General features: G+C 61.7%; 17 protein-coding genes. 4 read left to right on the top strand and 13 right to left on the bottom strand.

Going from position 1 to position 13,900, the window contains the following annotated elements:
- The first annotated feature begins 31 nt into the window (after window positions 1-31).
- Window positions 32-1,915: a TonB-dependent receptor domain-containing protein gene (locus tag KGB20_RS02970; RefSeq protein ID WP_154910621.1), complete on the top strand. Its 1,884-nt coding sequence runs from the start codon at window positions 32-34 to the stop codon at window positions 1,913-1,915.
- 95 nt (window positions 1,916-2,010) lie between these two features.
- On the opposite strand, the gene KGB20_RS02965 is transcribed toward KGB20_RS02970, so the two are convergent.
- The 12 genes from KGB20_RS02965 to nrdR form a co-directional block, all read right to left on the bottom strand.
- Window positions 2,011-2,856, bottom strand: coding sequence for a cobalamin-binding protein (locus tag KGB20_RS02965; protein WP_154910620.1), 846 nt, complete (start codon window positions 2,854-2,856; stop codon window positions 2,011-2,013).
- Window positions 2,856-3,275, bottom strand: a complete 420-nt coding sequence (locus tag KGB20_RS02960) for a hypothetical protein (RefSeq protein ID WP_057713130.1) — start codon at window positions 3,273-3,275, stop codon at window positions 2,856-2,858. The genes KGB20_RS02965 and KGB20_RS02960 overlap by 1 nt, the downstream gene beginning before the upstream one ends.
- On the bottom strand, window positions 3,272-3,889 hold the full coding sequence (gene ribA, locus KGB20_RS02955) for a GTP cyclohydrolase II (RefSeq protein ID WP_008053837.1): 618 nt from the start codon (window positions 3,887-3,889) through the stop codon (window positions 3,272-3,274). The genes KGB20_RS02960 and ribA overlap by 4 nt, the downstream gene beginning before the upstream one ends.
- 251 nt (window positions 3,890-4,140) lie before the next feature.
- On the bottom strand, window positions 4,141-4,881 hold the full coding sequence (locus KGB20_RS02945) for a substrate-binding periplasmic protein (RefSeq protein WP_154910619.1): 741 nt from the start codon (window positions 4,879-4,881) through the stop codon (window positions 4,141-4,143).
- 53 nt (window positions 4,882-4,934) lie between these two features.
- A complete protein-coding gene (locus KGB20_RS02940; protein WP_007970166.1) occupies window positions 4,935-5,438 on the bottom strand; it encodes a phosphatidylglycerophosphatase A in 504 nt (167 codons plus the stop codon).
- Window positions 5,435-6,400, bottom strand: coding sequence for a thiamine-phosphate kinase (gene thiL / locus KGB20_RS02935; RefSeq protein ID WP_154910618.1), 966 nt, complete (start codon window positions 6,398-6,400; stop codon window positions 5,435-5,437). Before thiL ends, KGB20_RS02940 begins: the two co-directional genes overlap by 4 nt.
- Window positions 6,401-6,576: 176 nt before the next feature.
- The gene (nusB, locus tag KGB20_RS02930) at window positions 6,577-7,077 is read right to left on the bottom strand and encodes a transcription antitermination factor NusB (protein ID WP_057713127.1); all 501 of its coding nucleotides are present in this window, start codon (window positions 7,075-7,077) and stop codon (window positions 6,577-6,579) included.
- On the bottom strand, window positions 7,074-7,550 hold the full coding sequence (gene ribE / locus KGB20_RS02925; RefSeq protein WP_003228649.1) for a 6,7-dimethyl-8-ribityllumazine synthase: 477 nt from the start codon (window positions 7,548-7,550) through the stop codon (window positions 7,074-7,076). The genes nusB and ribE overlap by 4 nt, the downstream gene beginning before the upstream one ends.
- A gap of 91 nt (window positions 7,551-7,641) precedes the next feature.
- A complete protein-coding gene (gene ribBA / locus KGB20_RS02920; protein ID WP_007970163.1) occupies window positions 7,642-8,733 on the bottom strand; it encodes a bifunctional 3,4-dihydroxy-2-butanone-4-phosphate synthase/GTP cyclohydrolase II in 1,092 nt (363 codons plus the stop codon).
- Window positions 8,734-8,749: 16 nt separating this feature from the next.
- Window positions 8,750-9,412, bottom strand: coding sequence for a riboflavin synthase (locus KGB20_RS02915; protein ID WP_007906836.1), 663 nt, complete (start codon window positions 9,410-9,412; stop codon window positions 8,750-8,752).
- 47 nt (window positions 9,413-9,459) lie between these two features.
- Window positions 9,460-10,593, bottom strand: coding sequence for a bifunctional diaminohydroxyphosphoribosylaminopyrimidine deaminase/5-amino-6-(5-phosphoribosylamino)uracil reductase RibD (gene ribD / locus KGB20_RS02910; RefSeq protein ID WP_150813877.1), 1,134 nt, complete (start codon window positions 10,591-10,593; stop codon window positions 9,460-9,462).
- On the bottom strand, window positions 10,590-11,054 hold the full coding sequence (nrdR, locus tag KGB20_RS02905; protein ID WP_003228656.1) for a transcriptional regulator NrdR: 465 nt from the start codon (window positions 11,052-11,054) through the stop codon (window positions 10,590-10,592). Before nrdR ends, ribD begins: the two co-directional genes overlap by 4 nt.
- Before the next feature lie 127 nt (window positions 11,055-11,181).
- On the opposite strand from nrdR, the gene KGB20_RS02900 reads away from it, so the two are divergent.
- The 3 genes from KGB20_RS02900 (at window position 11,182) to trxA (ending at window position 13,352) form a co-directional block, all read left to right on the top strand.
- A complete protein-coding gene (locus tag KGB20_RS02900; RefSeq protein WP_057713125.1) occupies window positions 11,182-11,646 on the top strand; it encodes a YbaY family lipoprotein in 465 nt (154 codons plus the stop codon).
- Window positions 11,643-12,296 (top strand): class I SAM-dependent methyltransferase, encoded by a 654-nt coding sequence (locus tag KGB20_RS02895; protein WP_057713124.1) that lies wholly within the window; start codon window positions 11,643-11,645, stop codon window positions 12,294-12,296. Before KGB20_RS02900 ends, KGB20_RS02895 begins: the two co-directional genes overlap by 4 nt.
- 183 nt (window positions 12,297-12,479) lie before the next feature.
- A complete protein-coding gene (gene trxA / locus KGB20_RS02890) occupies window positions 12,480-13,352 on the top strand; it encodes a thioredoxin (protein WP_057713123.1) in 873 nt (290 codons plus the stop codon).
- Window positions 13,353-13,455: 103 nt separating this feature from the next.
- On the opposite strand, the gene KGB20_RS02885 is transcribed toward trxA, so the two are convergent.
- Window positions 13,456-13,797 carry a hypothetical protein gene (locus tag KGB20_RS02885; RefSeq protein WP_154862093.1) on the bottom strand — a complete coding sequence of 114 codons (342 nt, stop codon included), beginning with the start codon at window positions 13,795-13,797 and terminating at the stop codon, window positions 13,456-13,458.
- Window positions 13,798-13,900: the final 103 nt, after the last annotated feature.

The raw sequence follows: 13,900 nt of genomic DNA, 5'->3' as shown, positions 1-13,900 counted from the left end.
GTGTGCGCCACGAAACACCAACGGACTACCCATGAAGTTCTCCCGCCTCGCCCTACCCCTGCTTCTGCTGCCTACCGCTAACGCCTCTGCCGACACCTTCGAACGCGACCAGGCCCTTAAGCTGCCAGACGTGTTGATCAGCGCCAACCGCCAGGTCGAAGCGCGCAATGACAGCAGCGCCGCCAACACCGTGTTCACCCGCGACGACATCGATCGCCTGCAACCCGATAGCGTCACTGACCTGTTGCGTCGGGTACCGGGTGTGCAAGTCTCGCAGTCCGGCGGGCGCGGCAGCATTCCGGGGGTCTACATCCGCGGCACCCAGTCGGCCCAGAGCCTGGTGCTGGTGGATGGCCAACGCATCGGCAGTTCGACCTCCGGCGACAGCAACCTGCAACACATCAATATCGAACAGGTCGAGCGCGTGGAGGTGCTGCGCGGCTCCCGCTCGGTGATTTACGGCAGCGATGCGATTGGCGGGGTGATCCAGATCTTCACCCGCCGCGGCGGTGAACAAGGCCTGCAACCGCGCATGCACACCGGTTTTGGCAGTAATCAGACCTGGGAGCGCAGCCTTGGCCTGTCCGGTGGTGATGAGCGAACCCGCTTCAACCTCGGCGCCAGCCTCGACGAAACCGCCGGGATCAATCGCACCCACGAGTCGTATCCCAGTGATGGCGATCACGACGCCTACCGCAACAAATCCCTCAGCCTGAGCCTGAGTCACGCCCTGACGGAAGACATCGAAGTCGGCGCCAACGTGCTGGATAACCGTGGCAAGAGCGAGTTTGATAGTCCGTTCGGCCGTTACGATTACGTGACGGACAAGTCCTATCAACAGCAGCCCTACAACGACTTCAATGTGAGCAGCGTCAGCAGCTACATTGATGCACAGATCAATGATGTATGGAAAACCCGCGTCGAACTCGGTCACAGCGAAAACCGCGAGACAACTCTCGACAAGCTCAGCGATGAGCGCAGTGTTTTCAATACTTACCGCGACTCGGTCAACTGGCAGAACGATCTGGCGCTTAACGAGCGCAACAGCCTGATGCTCGGTGGCGACTGGTACGAAGACCGGATCAACAGCACCACAGCGTTCGACGAAGACAGCCGCTGGAACCGCGCCGCGTTTATCCAGCATCGCTTTCAGGCCGACAGTTTCTCTACGGAGTTGGGTCTGCGTCACGACGATAACCAGCAGTTCGGCAGCCAGAACACCTGGAGCGGCACCTTCACCCTGCCGCTGACCCCGGACAACGAAGTGCTGCTGACCTATAGCGAAGGCTTCCGCGCGCCGACGTTCAACGATCTGTATTACCCGGATTTCAGCAACCCGGATTTGAAACCCGAAACATCCAAGAGCTATGAGCTGCAATGGCGCAGCCAATTGACCGAGAGCAGTCGCCTGGAGACGTCGCTGTATCGCACCGACCTTGAAGACGCGATTATTTTCGGCAGCAACTCACGCCCCGAAAACGTCGCCTCGGCACGGATCAACGGCTTCGAAGCAGCGCTGAAGCAGGAACTGTTCGGCTGGCAGAGCAACCTTGGCGTGGCGATCATCGACCCACGCGACCGTGATACGGGCCACACCCTGGCCCGTCGTGCGCGGCGCACCTTGAGCCTGGACCTGGACCGACAGTTCGATCGCCTGGGCCTCGGCGCCAGCTGGCAAGCGGTCAGCAGCAGCTATGACGACTTGAACAATCAACAACCCCTCGGCGGCTATGCCTTATTGGGACTGCGCAGCAGCTGGGAGCTCAATCGTGAAATCAAGCTGGAACTGAAGGTCGACAACTTGCTGGACAAGGGTTACAGCCGGGCGTTGTACAGCTACCAAGGTAGCCAGTATGGGTATCGCGAGGAAGGTCGGGCGTGGATGTTTGGGGTGACGTGGACACCAGAGATCTAAAGCCAGACTCGATCATTTGTGGCGAGGGGGCTTGCCCCCGTTGGGCTGCGAAGCAGCCCCAAAATCCTATACCCCTATTTCTCAGGTACATCGCATTAATCTGATTGCGGGTGCTGCGCACCCGAACGGGGGCAAGCCCCCTCGCCACAGGGCGCAATCAAATGACAAAGCTTTGCCGTTGCCTCGATCATCTGCCCACTCGGCCGCTCCAGGCCCTTGTCCGTCACCAGGCGCAATTGTCCTTGTGATACCGCCGCCACCTGCGGCCAGGCTTTCCACGCATCAAGCTGCGCCTGATCGCTGGCCAGAATCACCTCGGGATTACGCTGCAACACCGCCTCCACACTGACTTGCGGTGCCGGCAGCTTCAGGTCGGCAAACACGTTTTGCGCACCGCAGGTCTCCAGCGCATCGCTGATGATCTGCTCGCCGCCAACCGTGTACAGCAGCCGATCCCAGACCTGATAGAACACTCGTAACGGCTTGTCCCGGCGATAGCGCTGGCGCAATTCATCCAGCCGCTGGCGTAGATCGCTGGCCAATGAAATTCCGCGTTCAGGCCGATCGAGCTCAGCAGCGATGGCCTCGATCTGCGCGGCGAGCTGGTCCAGGCTATGGGGCTCTGCGACGTAGGTGGGAATGTTCAGGCGCTTGAGCTGGTCACGTTGGGCCGGGCCGACACTACCGGGCCATAGCAGCACCAGATCGGGCTTGAGGCTGAGCAAGCGCTCCATATCCAGCTGGCCATAGCGGCCAACGGAGGGCAGGTCCTTGAGTTCGGCAGGTCGCTCACCGGCGTCCAGCACACCGACCAGGAGGTCGGCGGAGCCCAGTTCAACGACGATTTCAGAGAGCGACGGTGCGAGGCTGACAACCCGTTCGACCGCGACGGCCGAGCCACTGGCGGCCAGCAGCAACACCGCCAGCCAAAGCGCGCGCATCAACCGAGTTGACGCGGAATACGGTAGAGGTAGAACAACACGGCGGTCGACAGTGCCAGCAGCATCAGCGGCACGGCTTCGAGACCGACGAACACCGCCAGGGCAGCGATCCAGGCCGGCAGCCCGGCAGCCAGGAATGCCGTGCGCCGCTTGGCCGCCAGACTGATCCAGGCAGCAGGTTCTTCAGGGGTATCGAGGGCTTTCTGGGTGGCGATCAGTGCGTGTTTGTAGGCGCCGAAAAACTTCAGGCTGACAAACATCGAAGCAACTCCGGCGATGAACAACGGCATCGCCAGCACCGGCAGAATGGCTTCGCTCTGGCCGAACACCGCGTTGATCACAAACAGCGGCAACAAGGCCAGTGCCAGGTATTGCCACCAGTTGACGGACAGTCGCCGCCGCACCTGACCGCGGGTCACGCCCGGTCTACCTCGCCCTGATGCTCATTGCCCATCATGTGATCGAGCTTGCTGGCCTTGGTCGCCAGGTAGAGTCGGTTATGCGGGTTGTGGCCGGTGTGCAGCGGCACGCGCTCGGCGACCACGATACCCATGTCGGTCAAGGCTTTGACCTTGCGCGGGTTGTTGGTCATCAGGCGCAGTGACTTCACGCCCAAGTGCTCCAGCATCGGCAGGCACATGGCGTAGTCACGCTGGTCGGCGGCAAAGCCCAGGCGCTCGTTGGCTTCAACGGTGTCGGCGCCACCGTCCTGCAGCTCATAGGCGCGGATCTTGTTCAGCAGACCAATGCCCCGGCCTTCCTGACGCAGGTAGAGCAATACGCCACGACCTTCGCGGGCGATGGCCTGCAAGGCGGCCTCCAGTTGCGAGCCGCAGTCGCAACGCTGGCTGAACAGGGCATCGCCCGTCAGGCATTCGGAGTGCAGCCGGCCGAGTACCGGGGCACCATCGTCGAATTCACCCAGGCTCAGCACAACGTGCTCGCGGCCGGTGGCTTCATCGAGAAAGCCATGCATGGTGAATTGCGCAAAAGGCGTTGGCAGCTTGGAAGCGGCGACAAAAACGACAGGCACCGGTGTGCTCCTGATCTAAAAGTCTGAAGATTCGCAGAGCCGGCATTGTAACAGCAGGTTCCGGAGGACGCTTAGGCTGAATTATCGGCGATAACTATCAAAATGTTTGATATACGCCGCACCACAATCAATGTGGGAGCGGGCTTGCTCGCGAAGGCGTCGTGTCAGTCGACATCATTGCTGCATGACACACCGCTTTCGCGAGCAAGCCCGCTCCCACAATGGGTACATCGTCAGCCGTAAGAACCGTGTCAGTTCGAATCAAACGGATAAGGCTGTTTCCAGCGTTCAAAAATCGGTTTCAGCTCACCACTTTTCACCAATTGCTCCATGCGCTGGTCGAACAGGGCCATTAACGTGCGTGCCTTCGGGGTCTTGGCAAAGCACAGGTACAGCGGCAACTCGGCGATATGGGTGCGCCGCAGTTGGGACGGATCCTTGGCGCGCTTGATGACGTCATCGACTTCGGTCAGGGCATCGATGTAAAAGTCGGCACGATTGTGAATCAGCATCGACTCGATGCCGGTACGCCGCTGCACTTCGTCGAAGTGGCGCACATTTGGCAAGTAATCCTGGTAGTCGTAGCCACGAACCCAGGCCAGTCGATAATTGCCCAGGGTTTGCGGGGTGGGTACCGGACTGCTGGCCAGGCCCAGGGCATAGATGTGATCGGTGTCGAAGTTCCAATGGGGATAGAGCACACCCTCAGAATCGTCACGATAGGAACCGACGCAGGCATCGACCTCGCCACGTTCGGCCAGGCCCAGCGAGCGTACGTAGGGCTCGGTGCGGATGTCGACCTTGACGCCCGCCGGCTCGAACACTTGTCGTAGCACGTCCCAACCCAGTCCATGACCGTCAGCGGCGGTGTAGCCTTCCCACTCTTCGCTGGCCAGATGAATCACCGACGGCGGCGTAGCACCCCCTCCTCCCGCCTGGACAAAAGAGCAAAACATCGCGAACGCCATCACCATCAATCCGCGTACAGTCATCCCCCGCTTCCCCCGATAAACAGCTCTCATGATCAACGCCTGGAAATCCCCGGTCAGGCGAAAAACCACACCAGTCCCTGCATCGCCAACCAGGCGAACACCCCGGCCAGGACATCATCGAGCATGATGCCGACGCCGCCATGTACGTGCCGGTCAATCCAGCGAATCGGCCATGGCTTGAGAATGTCGAAGAAGCGGAACATCAGGAAACCCGCCAGCAACCACTGCCAGCCTTCCGGCACCAGCCACAGGGTGATCCACATCCCGACCATTTCATCCCAGACGATGCCTTCATGGTCGTGTACCCGCAAATCGTCGGCCACTTTGCCGCACAGCCAGAAGCCGAACAGCATGGTGATGCCCAGCATCAGCCAGTAACCCCAGTCGGGCAGCATCTGCCACAACGGAATAAAGGGCAGCGCAACCAACGACCCCCAAGTGCCGGGCGCCTTTGGCAAGGTGCCCGAGCCAAAGCCGAACGCCAGGAAATGCCATGGATTACGCCAGACCGACGGCGGTACGAATTCCGCCGGGACCTGTTTGGGATGATCTGTCACGGTGACTCCCGAAAATGTTGATAACCCCGGGTTTGCGGGGTGATGTCTTTGCCATCGGCGTCCAGCAGCTTCACGCACTGCCCCGTCACCACTTGACCAATCACATGGATCGGCCAGCCATCGGCCAGCAATAGCGGCAACTCGACGGACGGTAAGGTGAAGGCCAGGACGTAGTCGTCGCCGCCGCTCAGGGCCGCAACCTGTGCGTCCGATTGGCCGAGAAAGTCGACCAGGCTCTGCGACAGTGGCAAACGATCCCGTTCGACTTCGATACCGACCTTCGACGCCAGCGCGATATGCCCGCAGTCAGCGAGCAGGCCGTCGGAGATATCCATCGCCGAAGTCGCCTTGCCCCGTAGCGCCTGCCCCAAACCGAGCTGCGGTTGCGGCGACCAGTAATGCGCCAGCAACGGCTCGGCAATGCGCGCTTCGGCCGTGCGCTGGCCGAGCACCAAGGGCAAGGCACCGGCGGCATTGCCCAGGTTGCCGCCGACACACAGCAGGTCGCCCGGTTGCGCACCGCTGCGGGTCAGCGCCTGACCGGCCGGCACGCGGCCGAACACGGTCATGGTCAGGCTCAGCGGCCCGCGGGTCGTGTCACCACCCACCAGCGCCACGCCGCAGCTTTGCGCCATCTGGTTCAAACCACGGGCATAGGCTTGCAGCCAATCGGCGGTCACCGTCGGCAAGGTCAGGGCAAGGGTAAAGGCAATCGGGGTGGCGCCCATGGCGGCCAGGTCGCTGACGGCCACGGCCAGCGAGCGCTGACCGAGCAGAAACGGATCGCAGGGATCGGCGAAATGCACGCCGGCCACCAACGTATCGGTAGAAATCGCCATCTGCTCCCCGGAGGGAACAGCCAGCAAGGCGCAGTCATCGCCAATCCCGAGGGCAACGCCTTCGCCGCCCTGCGCACAAGGCGCGGCGGCGAAGAAATTGCGGATCAGCTCAAACTCGCCCATCAGGTATCCTGTCTCACCAATACTGTTCATTTTTTAGCGGCGTCTGGTGTCGCCATACTGCGTTGCCGCTCCTCGCCATAGCACGCTATGACTCGTCGCGGCGCCTTGTCTGGCAACACCAGCCACTCGCTAAAAAACGAACGTATCGGCGAGACAGGACACTGTCCAAACGCCAATCAGCGCTTGAACGCCTTCACTTCAGCTTCACGCAGGCGCGGGGCCAGCTTGTCGAGCACACCGTTGACGAACTTGTGGCCGTCGGTGGAACCGAAGACCTTGGCCAGTTCGATACCCTCGTTGATCACAACGCGGTACGGCACGTCGACGCGCTTGAGCAGTTCCCAGGTCGACAGGCGCAGAACGGCCAGTTCAACCGGGTCCAGCTCTTCGATGGTCAAGTCCAGGCATGGCGTGAGCGCGGTGTCGATTTCGGTCTTGAACTGCGGAACCCCGTGCAGGATTTCGCGGAAGTACGCGCCGTCGACATCGCTGAAATCGTTATCGACCCGGAACTGCGCTTCGATCTCGTTCAGCGACTGCTTGGCCATGTGCCATTGGTACAGCGCCTGGGTCGCGAGCTGACGGGCTTCGCGGCGCTTGGCGCTTTTCGATGGCTTGCCGGCATCCGCAGGCTTTGGATCGCGCGGGTTGAAACGATCGCTTTCGTCGCTAATCACTTGGCCTCCAACTGCGCCAGCAGGCTGACCATTTCCAGAGCGGACAGGGCAGCTTCAGCACCTTTGTTGCCGGCCTTGGTGCCGGAACGTTCGATGGCTTGCTCGATGGAATCAACGGTCAGGACGCCGAAAGCGACCGGAACGCCGAACTCCATGGACACCTGGGCCAGGCCCTTGGTGCACTCGCCAGCCACGTATTCGAAGTGCGGAGTGCCGCCACGAATGACCGCGCCCAGGGCGATGATTGCCGCGAACTCGCCTTTCTGGGCGACTTTCTGCGCAACCAGCGGAATTTCGAAGGCGCCAGGTGCGCGGATGATGGTGATGTCGCTTTCGCTCACGCCGTGGCGAACCAGGGCATCAACTGCACCGCTGACCAGGCTTTCAACGACGAAGCTGTTGAAACGGCCCACTACCAGAGCGTAGCGGCCTTTAGGGGCGATGAAGGTACCTTCGATGGTCTTCAGGGTCATTCGTTAGATCTCTTAAAGAGCCGGGACGCGTCTTCTACGCGCCCCTCAGTGATTTATTTGCCGCGAATTCAAGGCCGGGAACAACCGGTCATTATTCGGAGGGCACGTATTCTACAACTTCCAGATCGAAACCGGATATCGCATTAAATTTCATCGGTGCCGACATCAGGCGCATTTTGCGTACGCCAAGGTCGCGCAGGATCTGCGAACCGGCACCGACAGTGCTGTAGGTGGTCGGTTTTTTCACGGCCGCGTGATCGGCGGTTTCGCGAATATGCGCCAGCAACACGTCGCCATCGAGCGGGTGACCGAGCAACAGCACCACGCCGCTACCAGCCTCGGCAACCGCGGACATGGCGGCGCGCAGGCTCCAGCGGCCCGGTTGCTTGACCATCAGCAGGTCACGCAGCGGGTCCATGTTGTGCACGCGAACCAGGGTCGGCTCTTCGGCACACACGTTGCCCAAGGTCAGTGCCATGTGCACATCGCCTTCCACGGAATCACGATAGGTCACCAGGTTGAATTGGCCCAGTTCGCTGTCCAGTGGCTGCTCGGCAATCCGCTGAACGGTACGTTCGTGGATCATCCGGTAGTGAATCAAGTCGGCGATGGTGCCGATCTTGATGTCGTGTTCGGCGGCAAAGGCTTCCAGCTCGGCACGACGGGACATGGTGCCGTCGTCGTTCATCACTTCGCAGATCACCCCGCTCGGCTCGAAACCGGCCATGCGCGCCAGGTCGCACGCCGCTTCGGTGTGGCCGGCACGGGCCAGGGTGCCGCCGGCCTGGGCCATCAGCGGGAAGATGTGGCCCGGGCTGACGATGTCTTCAGCCTTTGCATCACGGGCGGCGGCGGCCTGCACGGTGCGCGCACGGTCGGCGGCGGAAATGCCGGTGGTCACGCCGGTGGCCGCTTCGATCGATACGGTGAACTTGGTGCCGAAACCGGACCCGTTGCGCGGCGCCATCAACGGCAGCTTGAGCAGTTCGCAGCGCTCGCGGCTCATCGGCATGCAGATCAGGCCACGGGCGTGCTTGGCCATGAAGTTGATGTGCTCGGGCTTGCAGCACTCGGCGGCCATGATCAGGTCGCCTTCGTTCTCGCGGTCTTCGTCATCCATGAGGATGACCATCTTGCCTTGGCGGATGTCTTCAACCAGTTCTTCGATGCTATTGAGCGCCACAAGGCACCCCCTTGGGTCAGGATTTGAGGTAGCCGTTGGCGGCCAGAAAGCTTTCAGTGATGTTACTGGAGGTTGGCTCTGCGGCCTTGTCGCCCAGCAGCAGACGCTCCAGGTAACGGGCCAGCAAGTCCACTTCCAGGTTCACCCGGCGGCCTGGCTGGTACGACGCCATGATGGTTTCGCTCAGGGTGTGGGGAATGATGGTCAACAGGAACTCGGCGCCATCGACTGCGTTCACGGTGAGGCTGGTGCCGTCGACGGTGATCGAGCCTTTATGGGCGATGTACTTGGCCAGGTCCTTTGGCGCGCGGATGCGGAACTCCACGGCGCGCGCATTTTCGGTACGGGCAACCACTTCGCCCACGCCGTCGACGTGACCGCTGACCAGATGCCCGCCGAGGCGAGTGGTCGGAGTCAGGGCTTTTTCCAGATTGACCGGGCTGCCGCTTTTCAGGTCGTTCATGGCGGTGCAGTCGAGGGTTTCGCGACTGACGTCCGCCGCAAAGCCATTGCCCGGCAATTCAACGGCAGTCAGGCACACGCCGTTGACCGCGATGCTGTCGCCCAATTTGACGTCGCTCAGGTCGAGCTTGCCGGTTTCGACGTGAACCCGCACATCACCGCCCTTTGGGGTCAATGCACGAATACTGCCGATGGATTCGATGATGCCGGTAAACATGAGGTTCTCCTCGAGAACAAAGCCAGCGCTATAGCGATGGCCAGAAATTATACGCTCGCGGCTGGCGAAGGAATCGCAATGACTCGCCAGTCATCGCCAACGGCACGAATTTCGATGATTTTGAGCTCGGGCGCATCCTTCATTTGCACGAGCGGCCAGTCCAGCAGCGGCCGCGCCGAGGAACCCAGGAACTTGCCGGCAATGAAAATCTGGAACTCGTCCACCAGACCGAGTTGGGCAAAGGCACCTGCCAGGCGCGGGCCGGCCTCGACCAGCACTTCGTTGACGCCACGGGTTGCGAGTTCAACCAATAGCTGACGCAGATCGACCTGACCGTCGTAGCCCGGCACGATCAGGCACTCCGGACCGTTGGCATATTGCTCTTCAACCGCCACGCAGGTGGCGACCAGCGCCGGGCCTGCCTTGAAGAACGGTGCATCCAGCGGCACCCGCAGGCGGCCGTCGACCAACACCCGCAGCGGCGGACGGCTCATGGCCAAGGCTGTTTGCTCTGCATCCAGCCCCAACTCATCGGCGCGCACGGTCAACCGTGCGTTGTCCGCCAGCACCGTATCGGCGCCGGTCAGTACCACACTGGCTTGCGCGCGCAGACGCTGCACTGCCGAGCGCGCCGCCGGGCCGGTGATCCACTGGCTTTCGCCGCTTTCCATGGCGGTTCGCCCGTCGAGGCTCATGGCCAACTTGACCCGCACGAACGGCAAGCCGTGTTCCATGCGTTTCAGAAAGCCTTGATTAAGCTTGCGCGCCTCGCCTTCCAGCACGCCGCTTTCGGTGGCGATACCGGCTTGGGCCAGGCGTTGAAGACCGCGACCGGCGACTTCCGGGTTCGGGTCCTGCATTGCCGCGACCACGCGGGCCACACCGGCATTGACCAGTGCATCGGCACAGGGCGGTGTACGGCCGTGATGGCTGCAAGGCTCAAGTGTCACGTAAGCGGTGGCGCCACGAGCCTGCTCACCGGCCGCGCGCAGGGCGTGGACTTCAGCGTGGGGCTCGCCGGCGCGCTCGTGCCAGCCTTCGCCGACAATCTGCCCGCCCTGCACGATCACGCAACCGACCCGCGGATTGGGGTGCGTCGTGTAATGCCCCTTGCGCGCCAGTTCCAGGGCACGGGCCATGAAATGGGCGTCGAGGATGGCTTGTTCGGCGCAAGTGGTCATTCTTTCACCGGTTCACGGGCCAGGCGATCGATCTCTTCGCGGAACTCGTTGAGGTCCTGGAAGCGGCGATACACCGAGGCGAAGCGGATGTAGGCGACTTCGTCGAGTTTCTGCAGCTCGGCCATCACCAGTTCGCCGACCACGAGGGATTTGACCTCGCGTTCGCCGGTGGCGCGCAGTTTGTGTTTGATGTGCACCAGCGACGACTCGAGGCGCTCGACACTCACCGGGCGCTTTTCCAGCGCGCGCTGCATGCCGGCGCGGAGTTTTTCTTCGTCGAACGGCTGGCGACTGCCGTCGGTTTTGATCAGGCGCGGCAACACCAGTTCAGCCGTCTCGAACGTCGTGAAACGCTCGCCGCAGGCCAGGCATTCACGCCGGCGGCGCACCTGTTCGCCCTCGGCGACCAGACGCGAGTCGATGACCTTGGTGTCGTTGGCACCGCAGAAGGGACAGTGCATGGTGGCAGGCAACAAAAAAAGGGAGGGCCATGGTAGCGCATCCCCGTGGCAAGACAAGCCATAGGGTTTGCGGTATACAGACGGGATGATCACTTGATCCATGGAATTCAGCGTTATGGAGCCACCAATGTCGTTACGTCCGCTCATTTTGCTCAGTGTTTTCAGCCTGCTGGTGGCCTGCAGCAGCGATGCACCCAAGCCCCAGCCGCCAACGCCTGGCCCGGTGCCGCAGCAAGCGCAGAAGAAAGCTCGGGAAGCCGCCGCACTCGGCCCTCTGCCCGCCCATCAGCGTGAACTGAGCGGCACCTTGCAAGGCGTTCCAGCTGGCGCTGAAGTCGAACTGGCATTGCTGGTGATCGACGATAAGGACCGCCCGCAACAATTGCTCGCCAGCTCCAGCCTGATCGGCAACAACCAGGTTCTGCCGTTTCACCTGCGCTTCAATCCGGAATCCTTTCCGGCCGGGGCCCGCGTTGAACTGCGAGGCCGCGCCAGTCAGTCCGGGCAGTTGATCCTGCACCTGCCGTCGCAACTGATTACCCAGCCGACCACCCAGGCCCTGGGCCAACTGCAATTCGTCAAAGCCCCATGAGTGCACCGTTCGACCTGCAAAAGGCGTTGGGTGAACTGCTCGGTGATGCGCAATTGGTCGCCTGTGAGTTACCAGGGACCGACCTGAAGTTGTGGCTGATCGACGGCGACAACATGGACCGCGCCTTCAGCCCGGAAGAGACCCGGCGCATCCTGCATGAACCGCCGTACTGGAGTTTCTGCTGGGCCAGCGGCCTGGCCGTGGCCCGCTATCTGGCCGAAAACCCCCATTGGGTCGAAGGCAAGCGGGTGCTGGATTTCGGTGCCGGCTCCGGGGTGGCGGGGATTGCGGCGGCGAAGGCCGGGGCGCTCGAAGTACTGGCCTGCGACCTTGACCCGCTGGCGATTGCCGCGTGTCGGGCCAATGCCGAGCTCAATAACGTACAGCTCAATTACTCGACGGACTTTTTCGCCGAGGCCGATCGCTTCGATCTGATCCTGGTGGCGGATGTGCTGTACGACCGGGCCAACCTGCCGCTGCTCGACCAGTTCCTCAGCCGCGGCCGAGAGGCGCTGGTGGCGGATTCACGCGTCAGGGATTTCCGTCATCCGTTGTACCGGCGCATCGAAATGCTCGAAGCCATGACCCTGCCGGATCTGGCCGAGCCCCACGAGTTTCGGCATGTGAGCCTGTACCACGCGCAGCGCTAGCTAAAAGCTTCGCGAGCAAGCCCGCTCCCACACTGGATCTATGTCGTTCATTAATCCACTGTGGGAGCGGGCTTGCTCGCGAAGGCGCCCGGCCAGGCAATGCACCTCTCACAGCCACCCCGCTTCCGGCCGCCCCCCACCAAGTCGTATAGTTGCCCCATTCACGCTTTTACGAGATCCCCCATGAGTCAGGAAACGCCGTACATCTTCGACGCCACGACTGCCGATTTCGACCAGTCGGTGATCGAGAACTCTTTCCACAAGCCGGTGCTGGTGGATTTCTGGGCCGAATGGTGCGCGCCCTGCAAAGTGCTGATGCCGATGCTGCAGAGCATTGCCGAGAGCTATCAGGGTGAGTTGCTGCTGGCCAAGGTCAACTGTGACATCGAACAAGACATCGTCGCCCGCTTCGGTATCCGCAGCCTGCCGACCGTGGTGCTGTTCAAGGACGGCCAGCCTGTCGATGGCTTTGCCGGTGCGCAGCCGGAGTCGGCCGTGCGTGCCCTGCTCGAACCCCATGTGCAGATGCCGCCACCGGCCGCCGCCGATCCGTTCGAACAGGCCCAGGCGCTGTTCGACGACAGCCGTTTTGCCGATGCCGAAGCGCAGCTCAAAGTGATCCTGGGTGAAGACAACACCAACGCCAAGGCACTGATCCTGTACGCCCGCTGCCTGACCGAGCGCGGTGAACTGGGCGAAGCGCAAACCGTGCTGGATGCGGTCAAGAGCGATGAGCACAAGGCCGCGCTGGCCGGCGCCAAGGCACAGATCAAGTTTCTCGGGCTGGCCAGGGACTTGCCGGATGCCGCCGACCTGAAGGCCCGACTGGCGAAAGACCCGCTGGACGATGAGGCGGTCTATCAACTGGCGATCCAGCAACTGGCCCGTCAGCAGTACGACGCCGCGCTGGATGCATTGCTGAAGTTGTTCACCCGCAACCGCAGCTACAGCGAAGGCTTGCCGCACAAGACCTTGTTGCAGGTGTTCGAATTGCTGGGCAACGATCATCCGTTGGTCAGCACGTACCGCCGCAAGTTGTTTGCCGCGCTGTACTAAGCCAACCCTGTAGGAGCGAGCTTGCTCGCGAAAAACCTGAGAGCACCGAGGTGAATCAGGTTTCCCGCGTTATCGTTGACGCCCATCGCGAGCAAGCTCGCTCCTACACCAACCAGCGATACAGCGGTGTATCCCCGCCGCTTTCCACCTTCACATCCGAACTGTGGCGCAGGCGCACCAACAGACGCTTGCCCGCCGCCGCGCTGCCAGTCAGTCCTTCCAGTTGATCGAGCAGGTCCGGGCCACTGAGCTGCCCGGCCTTGCGCAGCAAATCCCTGGCGATCTGCCACAGCGCATCATCCTGATTCAGCGGTTTCGCCGCTGGCACGCTGACCGGGTTTTTTTCCACCTGCAACTGCGCCCCTAGTCGCGCCCAGTCCGCGTCGTCCATCTCCAGGGTCAAATCCACCGGCCAGTCGCCGATGCTTCCGCGAATTCGCAACATAGGTCTGCTCCCGCACATTTCTTCCCGGCATGCTCCCATGGGACTTGTGCAACGCCAAGCAGACAGTCAAACTCTGCGCAATTACGTTATAAGATTACATAAC

It is taken from the genome of Pseudomonas sp. BF-R-30 (genome assembly GCF_019956175.1).
GTDB lineage: Bacteria > Pseudomonadota > Gammaproteobacteria > Pseudomonadales > Pseudomonadaceae > Aquipseudomonas > Aquipseudomonas jessenii.
Note: the sequence above shows the minus strand (reverse complement) of the source record. Positions and strands in the feature narration are given on the sequence as shown.

Bases quoted from the DNA above. Each gene is read 5' to 3' on its own strand.
- ribE (WP_003228649.1), bottom strand. From the start codon at position 7,550: ATGACCCTGAAGACCATCGAAGGTACCTTCATCGCCCCTAAAGGCCGC.
- KGB20_RS02970 (WP_154910621.1), top strand. From the start codon at position 32: ATGAAGTTCTCCCGCCTCGCCCTACCCCTGCTTCTGCTGCCTACCGCT.
- KGB20_RS02885 (WP_154862093.1), bottom strand. From the start codon at position 13,797: ATGTTGCGAATTCGCGGAAGCATCGGCGACTGGCCGGTGGATTTGACC.
- KGB20_RS02965 (WP_154910620.1), bottom strand. From the start codon at position 2,856: ATGCGCGCGCTTTGGCTGGCGGTGTTGCTGCTGGCCGCCAGTGGCTCG.
- trxA (WP_057713123.1), top strand. From the start codon at position 12,480: ATGAGTCAGGAAACGCCGTACATCTTCGACGCCACGACTGCCGATTTC.
- KGB20_RS02945 (WP_154910619.1), bottom strand. From the start codon at position 4,881: ATGACTGTACGCGGATTGATGGTGATGGCGTTCGCGATGTTTTGCTCT.
- KGB20_RS02895 (WP_057713124.1), top strand. From the start codon at position 11,643: ATGAGTGCACCGTTCGACCTGCAAAAGGCGTTGGGTGAACTGCTCGGT.
- KGB20_RS02900 (WP_057713125.1), top strand. From the start codon at position 11,182: ATGTCGTTACGTCCGCTCATTTTGCTCAGTGTTTTCAGCCTGCTGGTG.
- KGB20_RS02915 (WP_007906836.1), bottom strand. From the start codon at position 9,412: ATGTTTACCGGCATCATCGAATCCATCGGCAGTATTCGTGCATTGACC.
- nrdR (WP_003228656.1), bottom strand. From the start codon at position 11,054: ATGCACTGTCCCTTCTGCGGTGCCAACGACACCAAGGTCATCGACTCG.
- thiL (WP_154910618.1), bottom strand. From the start codon at position 6,400: ATGGGCGAGTTTGAGCTGATCCGCAATTTCTTCGCCGCCGCGCCTTGT.
- ribD (WP_150813877.1), bottom strand. From the start codon at position 10,593: ATGACCACTTGCGCCGAACAAGCCATCCTCGACGCCCATTTCATGGCC.